Genomic DNA, 14,744 nt, shown 5'->3' with positions numbered 1-14,744 from the left:
CCCACAATGTTGAGGATTGCCTGGAGAGCTTCTGCCGAGCATGGCTCGGCACTACAGGTAATGCCTGACCATCGTGTAGAGCCGAGCCATGCTCGGCTGGGGCGTTACCGATGTACCCACCGGGCAGGAGCGGCGTAAGCCGCGAGGCCGACACCGCTGGAATCACCAACCGGTCTGCAATCTGTTGGAGTGCGAGCTTCGCGGCTTACGCCGCTCCCACAATGTTGAGGATTGCCGGGAAAGCCCCTGCCGAGCATGGCTCGGCACTACTGCCGGTCAGGCTACGGCTTCTGCCAGGGCGAGGATGACCGCGCTTTCGACCGCATCCAGGTCCGGCAACAGCGCGCTTTGTTCGCCCAGCAATACGCGCATGTGCACGCCTACCGGCAGGCTTTCTTCCGATGCGTCGGCCAGCAGGCCGTCGCGGGGTACCGCGATCAGCTGCGGGAAGGACTGGGTCAGCAAGGCGAAATACGGCAGGTCCGGGTTACCCCCCAGCGCCTTGAGCACCACCACCTTGTTGTTGCTGGTCACCATTTCATTGCCATGGCCACTGAGGCCGGCATAGGACAGCAACGGCACGCTCCAGCCATGCCACGCGATCTGCCCGACCAGCCACCCGGGGGTATTGGCAATCGGCTCGACCGCAACACGGGACATCATTTCCGCCACCGTCGCGTTGGGCAGCAATACGCGCTCGGTACCGGCCTGTATCAGTACCCCACGGACTTCATCGTTGTTTGCGTAGCTCATCGTCAGTTCCTGGGTCGCGCTGCGGTCAGGCCGCGCAATGCACAGCCAATTCGGCAGCGAGATATTCCGGATCGCCGGCGCTCAAGCCAGCGACAGCCAGTTGGCTGGCAGCGGCCGGGTCATAGCACCCCTCGCCGATCTGCCCTGCCACCCAGCCACCCTTGCCGGCAAACTCCAGCACCGGGGCGACCATCGCCACATCGGCGCCACTCAGCATCAGCACCGCGCTGCGGTCCGGCTGCAAAGCGCCGAGCAGGTCGTTGGCTTCTGCGCAGAAGCGCAGGCCCTCGGCACTCGACTCCACGCCGATCACGTCGGGAAGAATATAGACATCGCCCGGGACCAGGTTCTGGCCCGGATCGGCCAAGGTCACCGGCAACGGTGTGGCCCGCGCCATCTGCTTGACCAGGTTGGCATAACGACCGCCATCCAGGCGCAGCTGCACCAGCACCGGCCGCGCGAAGTCTTCCGGCAGGCTGGCCAGCACGCGGCGCACCGCATCCGGGCCACCAATACCGGCGATCAGCAGCACCGCACCATTGCCTTCGGCAGGGCCAGCGTCGATCTCAACCAGGGACAACTCGCTGTTGAGCAGGCTGGCCAGGGCCGGAGGCGGCTCCGGGGTGTTGGTGGTTGCAGCAGGCGCCGTCTCGTAGCCGTCATCCTCCACCAGCGACCAGCTGCTGAAGTCAGCAATCGGTGCCTTCCTGCTCTCAGCTTCAACCGGCGCGACAACCGGCTCCGGCGGCAGCGGCGGTGGCAGGCCCGGCGACGATGGCTGCGCAGGTTGCGCGTTCCCGCCGATCAGTTCCTCGAACGACAGCACTTCCGGGCGCGGTTCAAGCGCGCTGACCGGAGCGACGTAGATCTCATCGGCAGGCAGGTCATAGGCCTGCACTTGTGCCTCGTCCAGATGGAACTGCAACGGTGCATCCACATGCCCGTCTTCCGGACGTGGCGGCAAGCCGGGTTCCAGGGTGATGGCCGGCTCGGCGTCTTCGTTCTCCAGGCCCGGCGGCAGCACGTTGTCGTGGCCCTGCAGCTTGGCCGCCAGATGACGGATCCACCGCTGTGCTTCCCAGCCTTCGCGGCGAGCGGCCAGCTCGGCTTCCTCGAACAACAGAGAAAGCTCAGGCGTCTCCAGCACCGACTCCAGCCGCTCCAGCGCGTCCTCGACTGCCGGCTCCAAGGCCACCAGCACGACCTGGGGCGCAGCCGAGGTCAGTGTCGCCGGCTCCAACTGGTTGGGGTCTTCTTCCAGCACGATGCGGCCGCCAGCGGCGACCAGCGCCTCGCGCAGGCGATCACGGGCGGCACCGGCACGGGCCAGCAATGCAACCGGCTTGGCAGTGTCGTCAGTCGCGTGCACGGGCGATCCCCAGCAGGTCATAGACATTGCGCATCAGATCCAGCTCCTGGTACGGCTTGCCGAGATAGCGTTGCACGCCGATCTCGAATGCGCGCTGGCGATGCTTGTCGCCACTGCGCGAGGTGATCATCACGATCGGGATGTTCTTGTAGCGCGGATCGGCACGCATCGCGGTGGCCAGCTCGTAGCCGTCCATGCGCGGCATTTCTATATCCAGCAGCATCAGGTCCGGGATGCGCTCTTCCAGCTGCTCCAGCGCTTCCACGCCGTCGCGGGCCACCGCTACATCCAGGTTGTGACGTTCCAGCACACGGCCGGTCACCTTGCGCATGGTCAGCGAATCGTCGACCACCATCACCAGCGGCACATGGCGCTGGTTGCTGGTTTCGGTGTGCTCGACCAACTGCTGCGGCTGGGTGAGATGACGACGCACCAGCGGTGCCACGTCCAGGATCACCACCACGTTGCCTTCGCCGGTGATCGTGGCGCCGTAGATGCCCGGCACCGACGCGATCTGCAGGCCCACCGGCTTGACCACGACTTCGCGGTTGCCCAGCACCTGGTCGATCGCAACCGCTGCGCGCAGGTCGCCGGAGCGCACCAGCAGCAGCGGGATCTCGGCCTGGCCTTCGGCCTTGGCAGCAACCTGACCCACCAGGGTGCCGAGGTTGTACAAGCTGAAATCTTCGCCGTTGTAGTGGTAGCCGCCCTGCCCGGACTCGAAACGCTCGCGGGAGATACGACCGATACCGCTGACCGATGCCACTGGCACCGCGTAGGTGGTTTCGCCGATGCGGACAAACACCGCCTGGGTGACCGCCAGCGTCTGCGGCAGGCGCAGGGTGAAGGTCGCACCCTGCCCGCGCACCGAGTGGATGTCCACCGAGCCGCCGAGCTGGCGCACTTCGTTGCGCACCACGTCCATGCCCACACCGCGGCCTGCCAGCTGGCTGACCTGTTCGCTGGTGCTGAAGCCGGACGCAAAGATCATCTGGTCCAGCTGGGTATCGTCGATCTGCTCGTCGCTGCCCAGCAGGCCACGCTGCTCGGCGCGGCGACGGATCGCCTCGCGGTCCAGGCCGGCACCGTCATCGCCCACTTCCAGCACGATTTCCGAACCTTCGCGGCGCAGACGCAGGGCGATTTCGCCTTCTTCCGGCTTGCCCGCGGCAGTACGTGCAGCCGGCTGCTCCAGGCCATGCGCAACCGAGTTGCGCAGCATGTGCTCCAGCGGCGCGACCATGCGATCCAGCACATTGCGATCGAGTTCGCCGTGGGTGCCTTCCAGCTTCAGGTGCACCTGCTTGTCGGTTTCCTGCGCGGCCTGGCGCACCACGCGACGCAGGCGCGGCACCAGTCCGTCGAACGGCACCATGCGCGCACGCATCAGGCCATCCTGCAGTTCCGAGCTGACACGCGACTGCTGCTGCAGCAAGGTGTCGTAGTTGCGCGACAGATCGTCCAGCACACCTTGCAGACCGCCCAAGTCGGCCGCCGATTCGTTCAGCGCACGGCTGAGCTGCTGCAGGGTGGAGAAACGATCCAGTTCCAGCGGATCGAAGGTCTGGTCGGCCTGCTCATGCTCGCGGCGGTAACGCGCCACGATCTGCGCTTCGGTTTCCAGATCCAGACGACGCAACTGGTCACGCAGACGCGCGTTGGTACGGTCCAGCTCGGCCATGGCGCCACGGAATGCGCCCAGCTGCTGTTCCAGGCGCGAGCGGTAGATCGCCACTTCGCCGGCGTGGTTGACCAGGCTGTCGAGCAGGTCGGCGCGCACGCGCACCTGTTCCTGGCCGCGCGGCGCGCCTTCTTCCTCGTTGCTCGCCTGTTCTTCGCGCAGCGGTGCAGACAGCGGCTCGATCGCCGCCAGCGGCTTCGGAAGCACGTCGGCGGCAGCGGCATTTGCCGGTGCCGGTTCGAACGTGCTGGCAGCTGCTTCCACCGGTGCCTGCGCGGCTTCGGCGCGCCCATCGGTGCGCGCTTCGAAGGCCTCGATCAGATCGGTCGGCATGACCACCGCGCGATGCTCACCGGTGCGGATCAGCAACTGGTGCAGACGGTCGAAACCGCGCTCCAGCAGCTGCACGTCGGCGCGGGTGATCTCGGTGCGGTTGGCGGCAACCGCCTCCAGCAGCGATTCGATGGCATGGCCAAGGTCGCCGATGGCATTGATGCCGGCCATGCGCGCGCCACCCTTGAGGGTGTGCAGGTCACGCTGCAGGCCCGCCAGCGCCTCGCGGTCTTCCGGCGCGGCGCGCATGTCGTTGACCAGACCATCGCAATGGTCGAGCAGGTCCTTGCCTTCCTCGACAAAGATATCGACCAGCTCGCGGTCCAAGTCGGCGAAGTTCAGCGGCCCAGCGTCCAGTTCGTGCGCCACGGCCGCAGCGGCTGGTGCCTCAGCCTGTTCCGGCAACGCTGCGGTCAGCGGTGCCAGCACGGTCTTGGCGACGGCAATGGTTTCGACGCCAACCGGCTCGACAACGTCGCTCACGGCCACATCGTCAAGCTGAGCGGCTTCTTCAAGCTGCTCGGCTTCTTCGATTGCCAGTGCGTCCTCGACCGACGCATCGTCTTCGTTCGAAGCGATGTCTTCGATCAACGCAGCGTCGTCGACAGCTGTCTCAGCTTCGATTTCAGCTTCTACTGCAGTTTCAGCTTCGGCTTCGGCTTCGGCTTCGGCTTCTACAGCTTCCAGCTCCAACGCTGCATCCACAACCGGCTCATCGCCAATCGGAGCAACAACGTCGGTCTGGGCGGCCGCGATCGACGAAGGCACGTCGCTGTCATTGGTGACTTCGTCGAGCTTCGCGGCAGCATCAGCCTGCTCTTCGGCCACAGCCGTTTCAATTTCTTCTGCGTCTGCTGCCGCCAGTTCGGTTTCTGCAGCCTGCCCAGCCGGGCTTGATGCTTCGGCTTCGGCTTCGGCTTCGGCTTCGGATTCAACCGAGCCAAGCTGTGCTGCGCCAACACCAGCTGCAGCCGCACCGGTGGCGATGGCCAGGGCGCGTGCGACCACGCTGTCACGGTCATCCGGATGGCTGGACGCTTCCAGCGCGACCGACGCGTTCTGCTGACCATCTTCGACCTGCGTGTCGACTGCTTCGGCTGCAGATGCCAGATCAACTTCTGTGCCGACAGCCGATTCGGATTCGACCTCGCCAGCTTCAACGGCAAGCTGCGGATCCGTTGCTTCTGCTGTCTCCTCAGCGTCGTGTGCAGCACCCCAGGTGGACGCCCGCACCGCGTCATAGTGGTCTTCAGCGTCGACGGCTTGCTGCGGGGCAACCGGCTCGACGACTTCAGCCGATCCGGCGATGTCGATCTGCCCGCTCACTTCATCAACGGCAACCACGGCTTCCGACCCGCTTTCAACGGCAGCATCAACCGGCTGCGACAGCGGCTCCGCATCAACCGCATCAGCACCGTCAGCTGTCTCGTGTGCATCGTGCTCGGCAACGTCGGCACCAACCTGCAGGAACTCCGGTTCGGCTGCGGCCAGCGGCGCAGGGACGTCCTGCGATGCTTCGCTGCCAGGCGTCTCATCCAGCAAGCCGGCATCGAAGTACGCGGACAGGTCTTCCGTACCAACCGGCTCGGAACCAACGTCGCTGTCCAGCGAACCGGTCGACGGCACAGCCGCGATATCGTCTGCGACGAGGTCGTCTTCGGCCTGCATCGGTGGCCACTTGCCTTCCGGCAGGGCATCAACCAGCGCCTGCAGACGCTCAGCCACGCCCGGGAACGCCGGGATGCGTGGTGACGACGCACGCAGCGCCGTGATCGTGGCCTGTACGGCCACCGCCATCTGCGCCAGCGCGTCCACGCCCGCAGCCGTCGGCGTAACCGCAGCCGCCAGCGAACGCTTGACGAAGGTTTCCGCCGGGCTGGTGATCTGGGTGATCACCGGCACATCGGTCATCGCGAATGCACCGCTCATGGTGTGCACGGCGCGCAACAGGTCTTCGGAAACCGGCTGCGGCTGTGCAGCCGAGCCAGCCAGCCACGCATTGACCGTGACCAGATGCGCGCCGATCTCGGCTTCGAGAATCTCGCGCAGCACCTCATCCACCGACGCAGGGGTACCTTCCGCGTCGTCGATTTCGATGGCTGCTGCGAGGTCGCTTTCCGCCGGCTCGCCGATTGCGATTTCCGGTGCCACCTGCTCAGCCGGCGCGGCCGTTGCAACAGCGCTGGCACCGGACACGTAGAACGCTTCTTCGCCTGCGGCAACGCGGTCAGCCACATCCTGTATGCCAAGCAGATCGGACTGGATGTTGCCGGCGCCGCGCAACGCGGCATTCAGTTCCGGCAATACGTCATAGGCATGGGTCACCGCAGCCATGACGGCGGGGCTGGCGGGGCGGCTGCCGTCGAGCACGCGGTTGAGCATGCTCTCGATCTTCCAGCTGAACTCGCCCAGGGTGCGCGCACCCACCAGGCGGCCGCTGCCCTTCAAGGTATGGAATACGCGCCGTACCGGGCGCAGACGCTCCATGTTGGCTGGTGCCGCGCGCCATGCGGGCAGCAGGTTGCCAAGGTTCTCGAGTTCTTCGTCGAATTCCTCGATGAAGACGTCACGGATGTCCTGATCGATTACATCGCCGCCATCGATGAAGCCGCCCTCAAGCTGCTGCGCCGGCGCGGAAGCACGCGTCGGCGCGGCAGCACTGGCAGCACTATCGGCAACTTCCGCCGTAACCGGCTCAGGTTGCAGCGGCTCAGGAAGCGCGAACGGATCGAAGGCCTCGGCAGCTGCATCAAGCTGCGCCATGAACGCAGCGGTTTCCATATCCAGCTTGGACACGGCTTCCGCCGGCATGGATGCCGGTTCGATCGGGGCGGATGCCTGTTCAACCGGCGTGGCCGCCAGCTCCCAGTCATTGGCCAGCGATACCGGCGCGTTCGTTGCGTCATCGATCACCGGGTCGACGGCTTCCAGCTCAGGGCTGAAGAAAACGTCGGTGTCGGCAAACTCAAGGTTGACCAGCTCGGCATCAAGCGCGCCGGTGCTGGCAGGCTCGGACGCCTGCGCTGCTGCTGTATCGGTACCGTCCAGCGTCAACAGCGAGGCGTCGAAGTGATAGCTGTCGCTGGCGACGGTGGACGTCGCGTCCTCGGCGGCGACCGGGTCGAAGCTCGCGGCAAACGACGCCGGTGCTTCCGCGCCATTCGAATCCGCCGACTCCTGGCCTTCAAGCACCATCGGCGCCAGGCTGAAACTGCTCGCAGCGGCTTCCGGTGTCTCGGCGGCCACTGGATCGAATGCAAAACTCCCGGCATCGCCGTCTGCTCCCTGCGATGCAGACACCGCAGGCACGTCCACAACCTGGACCGGTGCGACTGGGGTTGCCACGGCATTGATCGCCGCGCCAAACACCAACGGGTAATCAGTGACAGCAGCCTGCGGCTTCTCTTCCACTTCCAGTGGCGGCAACGGCGGCGGCACGGCCGCTGCAGCGATGATCGTGGCCTGTTCAACAACCGGCGACGCTTCGCCCGCCGTTTCGACAGTTTCAGCCAGTGTTTCGACCATATCCGCAGCTGCCGAATCGGCCACGGCGATGCCTGCGCTGTCCGCAACGGCTGCGGCGCTCAGGTCGGCAACCGCCGTCTCGACAACAGCACTGTCGGCCACGGCCTGCTGCGACGGAATCGGCCAGTAACGCAGGGTTTCCAGGCTGGTGCGGGTGATATCGAGGATTTCCTCGCGGCCCGGGCGGCGATCGCGCAGGGCTTCAAGGAAGTACTCCAGGCTGGCCATCGCGTCGGCCAGGGTGTCGAGCTGGCGGCCGCTCGGGATACGCTGGCGTGCGATCAGTTCGACATCGATGTACTGGCGCACGGCCTGCAGGTAATCGGCCGGCGCCGGCATTTCCAGCATGCGCAGTGCGCCGGAGACCTCGCCCAGCAGACGTGGCACTTCGGCCAGGCGGGCATGGTCCCAATTGGTCTCGATGAAGGCGACAAAGGATTCGCGCGCAGCGGTGAAATTGGCGATGGCTTCATGCGCCAGCACTTCCACGGTACGGCGTGTCTCCACCGAACCCGCATCATCCTCACCCGCGACGTTGGCGCCCAGATGGGCAACCTGCTCGTCCAGCGAGGCATCCACATAGAGCAGCGCGCCGGCGATATCCAGCAACAGGTTGTCATCGATCTGACGACTGCCGTTGACGACTTCGTGCAGCGAATCGCGCTGCTGGGCAACGATGCCACGGGCAACGCCCAGGCCCATCACACCCAGGGTATCCGAGACGGCGCCCAGCTCATTGACCTGCACCTGCAGGTCGGCCGGATTGCCATCCATGCGCATATGCAGATCGAGCGCATCCTTGATGCGCATCAGCTCTTCCTTGACCGCACTGCCCACGGTATCGAGCAGCTCGCGGTTACGCCCGCTCACGCTGCCACGGGCGTGTTCGAGCTCGTCCGGGCTGGCGTCGCTGGCATCGGGATTGAAGGCGAACAGCACGCTTTCATTGATGCCTTCAGCGCCGCGTACCGCGCGGATGTCATTGAGCAACGGCAGCAGCACGATCGGGATATCACGGTGGCCGTTCTGCAGGCGCTCCAGGTAGTCGGGCAGCAGCACGGTGCCGCGCATCAGCGTGGCGCAGGCCTCATCGCGGTCGGCGACGCCACCGTCACGCACCGCATTGGCCAGCAGTTCCAGCTCCTCGGCAACCATCGCCGGTGCATACAGCTCCACCATCCGCAGCGTGCCCTGCACCTGGTGCAGGTAACCGGCGCAGAAACGCATGCGACTGGAATCGCTGGGGTCTTCCACGAACGCTTCGACCTCGTTGCGCACCTGGCGCAGGGTCTCGTCCAGCTCGGGTTTTACCCACCCAAGAGCTGCGTGGCTCATCGCATCGCGCAAGGTACTCATCGCACTCCCCCGTGCAGCATCAATTGCATGCCGTCCGGGCGGCCCTGCGTTGCGTTGTGACGAAACTTCATCTGCTGATTCCTCTGCATCCCCGCCCGATCAGTCCGTTCAGGCCGGCAACTTGAAGTCGGCCACCGAACGGCGCAGCTCTGCCGCCAACTGGTTCAACTGACCCAGCGAATCGGCGGTCTGCCCGGCACCCTGCGAGGTCTGGCCGGTAATCTGCCGGATAACGCCCATCGTCTGGGTGATATCGGTAGCTGCCGAGGCCTGCTGGTTAGCGGCGATGGAGATGCTTTTAATCAAGTTGTTGAGTGCGTTGGACACGCGTTCGATTTCGGTCAGAGCGGTACCGGCGTCCTCGGCCAGGCGCGCACCGGACACCACTTCGGCGGTGGTCTGTTCCATCGAGGTGACGGCTTCGTTGGTATCGGCCTGAATCGCCTGCACCAGACCTTCGATTCGACGGGTTGCACCGGAGGTACGTTCTGCCAGGCGCTGCACTTCGTCGGCCACCACAGCGAAACCGCGACCGGCTTCACCGGCCGATGCTGCCTGCACGGCCGCGTTCAATGCTAGGATGTTGGTCTGCTCGGAAATGTCGTTGATCAGTTCCACAATCGAGCCGATTTCCTGCGAGGACTCACCCAGGCGCTTGATGCGCTTGGAGGTTTCCTGGATCTGGTCGCGGATCTGGTCCATGCCCTGAATGGTCTGGCGCACCACGCCGGCACCTTCGGTCGCGATGACCACGGAGCGTTGTGCCACTTCGGCCGACTCGGTGGAGTTGCGCGACACCTGCTCAATGGAGGTGGCGATTTCGCCGATACGGTCCGAGGCGCTGGTGATCTCGTCGGCCTGGTGGCCTGCGGCTTCGGCCAGCTGCATTGCCGTTGCCTGGGTTTCCTGCGCCGACACCGCCACCTTCGAGGAGATGTCGTTGATGGTGGTCACCAGGTGGCGCAGTTCGTCCACGGCGTAGTTGATAGCGTCGGCGATGGCGCCGGTCATGTCCTCGGTCACCGAGGCTTTTACCGTCAGGTCACCTTCACCGAGCGAGCTGATTTCGTCCAGCAGACGCATAATCGCCTGCTGGTTGCGGCTGTTGAATTCCACCTGGGTCTGGTAACGCACGTCCTGCTCACGCGAACGGGTACGCACGGTGCTCCAGACGAAGCCAATGATCGACAGCACCGACAGGCCGCCGAAGATCACGCTCCACCAGAAGTTCGGGAAGATGCGGGTGTCGCGGGCCGAACCGAACGCCGAGAACGCATCGAACAGCTTGCGGCTGCTCTCCAGCATCTTGTCCGAGCCGGTCGCCAGTGCGGCCGCCGAGGACTGTGCGGCAAACAGGTTGCGCGAGCTGGCCAGAATGGCGTCGGCATCCTTCTTCATCTTTGCCCACTGGTTGGCCGATTGTTCCAGCGCAACCTGTGCATTGGCATTACGCACGGCGGAAATGCCCATTTCCTCATTGCCGTTGCGCAGGCCTTCCAGCACCTGGGTGAACACCACCATATCGCGTGCCAGCGCGTCGCCAGCGCCGCTTGCGCCAGCACCACCGGCGCGGATTTCAGTGACGCGACGGGCCATGGTGCCCACCACCACCACCTGCTGCAGGCCGTTGTAGACCTGCGAGGACTGGGCGCCGCCGGCAGTCATCGCACGCACCACTTCGTTCAACTGCGCCTGTAGCTGCGGCACCGCGCCAACGAAGGCATCGGCGTTACCGGCCAGGGCCAGCACCGCCGGCTCGGAGGCGACGATCTGCTCGGCATTCTTGGACAGCGGCTTCCAGGTATCGACCAGCGCGCTCAGCGGGCCGGACACGCCAGTCTCATTGCCGTAACGGCCCTGCAACTCGCTGACCGTACTTTCCACCTTGCTGCGCGTGTCCTTGAACGCTGCGTAGCTTTCGCGGCTACCGGCCACGGCTTCACGGCCCTGGTTGGCCAACTGCTGTGACAGCACCTGCAGATCGGCGGCGCCGGTACTGGCACCGGCCAGACGACTGCCCTGCCAGGTGGCCACGCCGGTGTTGGCACCGAACACGACCATCGAGAGCACCAACAAGCCCAACCAGAAGTTGGTGCTTACATTGCCAAGCTTGCCAGCCTTGGCGGCTTCAGGAGCAGTACTCATCGTTCGACCTCGGTCTCAATACGAAGAGGCAAGCGTGCCGTCAGGCGGCTGCTTGCCGGAATTCAGGAGTGCGGGAAAGCAGCGACAGCGAAAACACACCCCAGTCACGGCCTTCATCGTGGAAGGCACGTTCGACGAAGTGCGCGTAACGGCCCTGGGCGATGTCACCGGCCGGTACCTGCATCGGTGCCTCGAAACTGCGCTGGCCATACAACTCGTCGATCACCAGCGCCACGTCGCCGCCGCTCTGGCGCATGATCAACACGCGCTGGCCTTCCTGTGGCGGCGTACGCTCACCTTCCAGGAAGTTCTTCAGGTCCACCACCGGGAACAGGTTGCCGCGCAGGTTGCCCACGCCCAGCAACCAGGGCTGGGCGCCGGGAACCGGCGTGACCGGCGGCATCGGCACGATTTCCACGACTTCGCGGAAGTCCGAAACCAGATGCCGGCTGCCGACGCGGTACCCCACGCCACGCCAGACATCCTGCGAAAAGCTGCGCTCGGGCAGCTGTACCGCGTGCGCCAGACTGCGGCGTTCGTAGGCTTCAAGGATGTCGAATGGAGAACGCATCAACCCACCAGTTTGTTGATCCGCGCGATCAGATCATCCTCGCGCGGCGGCTTGACGATGTAATCACTGGCGCCTTGACGCATGCCCCAGGCCTTGTCGGTTTCCATGCCCTTGGTGCTGACGATCAGTACCGGGATGGCACGCGTGGACTCGTCACGCGACAGCGCGCGGGTCGCCTGGAAACCGCTCATTCCCGGCAACACCACGTCCATCAGCACCAGCTGCGGAGCCTGCTCACGGGCAATCTGCAGGCCGTCCTCGGCATTGTCAGCCGACAACACCTCGTGCCCAGCCTTGAGCAACCACTGTGTAAACACCGCCCTGTCGGTCGGTGAGTCCTCGATCAAAAGAATTCGAGCCATTTTGTGCCTTTCCCCCTGGTCAGGCGTTGACGTATGTGCGGATGGCACCTAGTAGTTCGTCGCGGGTAAATGGCTTGGTGAGGTATTGCTCGGAACCGACGATGCGGCCACGGGCTTTGTCGAACAGGCCATCCTTGGATGACAGCATGATCACCGGCGTCGACTTGAACAGCTGGTTGCCCTTGATCAGCGCACAGGTCTGATAGCCATCCAGCCGCGGCATCATGATGTCGACGAAGATGATCTGCGGTTGCTGGTCGGCGATCTTGGCCAACGCTTCGAAACCGTCAGTAGCGGTAACGACCTCGCAACCTTCACGTTTGAGCAGTGTTTCAGCCGTGCGCCTGATGGTCTTCGAATCATCGATGACCATCACCTTCAGCCCTGCGAGTTCCCCACCCGCAGCCATGTTTTCAACCATTTTTGTTCCCCGAACGCGCGACCGATACCAAGTGCGATATTGCCGCGAAAGCGCATCTATATCCCAGCCCAGCCGCGAACTGTCAAGCGATGTCCGCAGGACTTGGCCGATCCCCAATGTAATGTGACCTGCATCTCAATAAAAGCGCAGCACCATTCAGCCTCAGCGTTCCGCTTTCCGCGCTGTGCGGCCCCGCCCTGAACGGCTAACATCGTCGACCAGATCTGCTGGATTCAAGTCATGCCTTTAGACGTCATCGTGGTGATGGACCCCATCGCCGACATCAAGATCGCCAAGGACACCACCTTTGCGATGCTGCTGGAAGCCCAGCGCCGCGGGCATCGGCTGCACTACGTGCGCCCCGGCGGGCTGTCCCTGCACGGTGGCCAGGCCCAGGCCGAGGTTGCCCCGCTGCAGGTGCATGACGACAAGGCCGGCTGGTTCAGCCTGGGCGAGTTCGCCCCGCTGGCATTCGGCCCGGGGCAGATCGTGCTGATGCGCAAGGACCCGCCATTCGATGGCGAGTACCTGTACGACACGCACATCCTCAGCGTCGCCCAGCAGGCCGGCGCCACCGTGGTCAACGACCCGCAGGGCTTGCGCGACTTCAACGAGAAGCTGGCCGCGCTGCTGTTCCCGCAGTGTTGCCCGCCGACCCTGGTCAGCCGCAACGCGCGCGAACTCAAGGCCTTCGTGCTTGAACACGGCCAAGCCGTGCTCAAGCCGCTGGACGGCATGGGCGGGCGCTCGATCTTCCGCAGCGGCACCGGCGACCCCAATCTCAACGTGATCCTGGAGACGCTGACCGATGGCGGCCAGCACCTGGCCCTGGCGCAGCGCTTCATCCCCGACATCAGCGCTGGCGACAAGCGCATCCTGCTGATCGATGGTGTACCGGTGGACTATTGCCTGGCACGCATCCCGCAGGGCGACGAATTCCGCGGCAACCTGGCCGCTGGCGGTCGCGGCGAAGGCCGCCCCTTGAGCGAGCGCGACCGCTGGATTGCTGCCCAGGTTGGCCCGGAAATGAAACGCCGCGGCATGCGCTTCGTTGGCCTGGATGTGATTGGCGACTATCTGACCGAGGTCAACGTCACCAGTCCTACCTGCGTGCGCGAGCTGGATGCGCAGTTCGGCCTGAACATCGCTGGCCAGTTGTTTGATGCGATCGAGGCTGGCCTGGCCTGATGTATTCCCAGCCTGACGTATTGCCCGCCGCGCCGCGGGTCAGCGAGCAACAACGGCTGACCGCCACCCTGGTGCTGTCCACGCTGGTGCATGGCTTGCTGATCCTAGGGGTGGGCTTTGCAGTGAGCGACAACGCACCGCTGGTACCGACGCTGGATGTGATCTTCAGCCAGACCAGCACCCCGCTCACGCCCAAACAGGCCGACTTCCTCGCCCAGGCCAACCAGCAGGGCGGCGGCGACCACGACAAGGCCCAGCGCCCACGCGATTCCCAGGCTGGCATCGTGCCGCAGTTGCAGGACGGGCTGGCACCGGTGCCGTTGCAGGCGCAGAACGCGGCAGCGCCACCGCCGCCGCAGGCGCGCATCATCACCAGCACCCAGGGCAAGGACCCGGTTGCGAGCGCGCAGACCCAACCGCTGCCGGATCGCCCTGATGCCAACGCACCGATGAGCGCGCGCGAACAACGCGATGCAGCGATGGCGCGGCTGGCGGCCGAGGTGCACCTGCGCTCGGAGCAATACGCCAAACGCCCCAACCGCAAGTTCGTTTCGGCCAGCACCCGCGAGTACGCCTATGCCAACTACCTGCGCGCCTGGGTCGACCGCGCCGAGCGCGTCGGCAACCTGAATTATCCCGACGAAGCGCGCCAGCGCCGGCTTGCCGGCCAGGTGGTGATCACCGTTGGCGTGCGTCGCGACGGCAGCGTGGAGAGCAGTCGCGTGCTGCGCAGCAGCGGCGTGCCCCTGCTGGATGCCACCGCCCTGCGCGTGATCGAGCAGGCGCAGCCGTTCCCGGCTTTGCCCGAGACCAAGGACGACATCGACATCCTGCAGGTCACCCGCACCTGGATGTTCCTGCCCGGCGGGCAGTTGCACGACGATCGCTGAACCGGTTTTTTGCAGGAGCGGCGTAAGCCGCGAAGCTGGCAATACCCGAACCACCGAGCTGATCGCCATCTGATTGCGCATGAGTTTCGCGGCTTACGCCGCTCCCACAAGCGGTGTTGCCGCTGTGTTGTTGTGGGAGCGGCGTAAGCC

At 64.9% G+C, this 14,744-nt stretch carries 9 protein-coding genes; 2 read left to right on the top strand and 7 right to left on the bottom strand.

What is annotated here, in order from left to right; genetic code table 11:
* Positions 1 to 276: 276 nt before the first annotated feature.
* The 7 genes from QMX78_RS15480 to pilG form a co-directional block, all read right to left on the bottom strand.
* Positions 277 to 753 carry a chemotaxis protein CheW gene (locus tag QMX78_RS15480; protein ID WP_282271128.1) on the bottom strand — a complete coding sequence of 159 codons (477 nt, stop codon included), beginning with the start codon at positions 751 to 753 and terminating at the stop codon, positions 277 to 279.
* 25 nt (positions 754 to 778) lie between these two features.
* Positions 779 to 2,122 carry a chemotaxis protein CheB gene (locus QMX78_RS15475; protein ID WP_282271126.1) on the bottom strand — a complete coding sequence of 448 codons (1,344 nt, stop codon included), beginning with the start codon at positions 2,120 to 2,122 and terminating at the stop codon, positions 779 to 781.
* A complete protein-coding gene (locus tag QMX78_RS15470) occupies positions 2,109 to 9,017 on the bottom strand; it encodes an Hpt domain-containing protein (protein ID WP_282271124.1) in 6,909 nt (2,302 codons plus the stop codon). Before QMX78_RS15470 ends, QMX78_RS15475 begins: the two co-directional genes overlap by 14 nt.
* A 108-nt stretch (positions 9,018 to 9,125) precedes the next feature.
* Entirely contained in the window at positions 9,126 to 11,162 is a 2,037-nt protein-coding gene (locus QMX78_RS15465; protein WP_282271122.1) for a methyl-accepting chemotaxis protein, read from the bottom strand.
* A 40-nt stretch (positions 11,163 to 11,202) separates the two neighbouring features.
* Positions 11,203 to 11,733 carry a chemotaxis protein CheW gene (locus QMX78_RS15460; RefSeq protein WP_282271121.1) on the bottom strand — a complete coding sequence of 177 codons (531 nt, stop codon included), beginning with the start codon at positions 11,731 to 11,733 and terminating at the stop codon, positions 11,203 to 11,205.
* Positions 11,733 to 12,095: a response regulator gene (locus QMX78_RS15455; protein WP_282271119.1), complete on the bottom strand. Its 363-nt coding sequence runs from the start codon at positions 12,093 to 12,095 to the stop codon at positions 11,733 to 11,735. The genes QMX78_RS15460 and QMX78_RS15455 overlap by 1 nt, the downstream gene beginning before the upstream one ends.
* Before the next feature lie 19 nt (positions 12,096 to 12,114).
* Positions 12,115 to 12,516, bottom strand: coding sequence for a twitching motility response regulator PilG (pilG, locus tag QMX78_RS15450; protein WP_057628851.1), 402 nt, complete (start codon positions 12,514 to 12,516; stop codon positions 12,115 to 12,117).
* Between the two features lie 240 nt (positions 12,517 to 12,756).
* Between pilG and gshB the strand changes: the two genes are divergently transcribed.
* Positions 12,757 to 13,704, top strand: coding sequence for a glutathione synthase (gshB, locus tag QMX78_RS15445; RefSeq protein ID WP_282271113.1), 948 nt, complete (start codon positions 12,757 to 12,759; stop codon positions 13,702 to 13,704).
* Positions 13,704 to 14,594, top strand: a complete 891-nt coding sequence (locus QMX78_RS15440) for an energy transducer TonB (RefSeq protein ID WP_282271111.1) — start codon at positions 13,704 to 13,706, stop codon at positions 14,592 to 14,594. Before gshB ends, QMX78_RS15440 begins: the two co-directional genes overlap by 1 nt.
* Positions 14,595 to 14,744 lie beyond the last annotated feature (150 nt).

This window comes from Stenotrophomonas sp. PS02298, assembly GCF_029959445.1.
Lineage (GTDB): Bacteria > Pseudomonadota > Gammaproteobacteria > Xanthomonadales > Xanthomonadaceae > Stenotrophomonas.
This window is presented reverse-complemented; position numbering and strand designations above follow the sequence as displayed.

What these genes read in the sequence shown, in the direction of transcription:
- gshB (WP_282271113.1), top strand. Translation starts at nt 12,757, where the DNA reads ATGCCTTTAGACGTCATCGTGGTGATGGACCCCATCGCCGACATCAAG.
- pilG (WP_057628851.1), bottom strand. Translation starts at nt 12,516, where the DNA reads ATGGTTGAAAACATGGCTGCGGGTGGGGAACTCGCAGGGCTGAAGGTG.
- QMX78_RS15455 (WP_282271119.1), bottom strand. Translation starts at nt 12,095, where the DNA reads ATGGCTCGAATTCTTTTGATCGAGGACTCACCGACCGACAGGGCGGTG.
- QMX78_RS15480 (WP_282271128.1), bottom strand. Translation starts at nt 753, where the DNA reads ATGAGCTACGCAAACAACGATGAAGTCCGTGGGGTACTGATACAGGCC.
- QMX78_RS15460 (WP_282271121.1), bottom strand. Translation starts at nt 11,733, where the DNA reads ATGCGTTCTCCATTCGACATCCTTGAAGCCTACGAACGCCGCAGTCTG.
- QMX78_RS15440 (WP_282271111.1), top strand. Translation starts at nt 13,704, where the DNA reads ATGTATTCCCAGCCTGACGTATTGCCCGCCGCGCCGCGGGTCAGCGAG.
- QMX78_RS15465 (WP_282271122.1), bottom strand. Translation starts at nt 11,162, where the DNA reads ATGAGTACTGCTCCTGAAGCCGCCAAGGCTGGCAAGCTTGGCAATGTA.
- QMX78_RS15470 (WP_282271124.1), bottom strand. Translation starts at nt 9,017, where the DNA reads ATGAGTACCTTGCGCGATGCGATGAGCCACGCAGCTCTTGGGTGGGTA.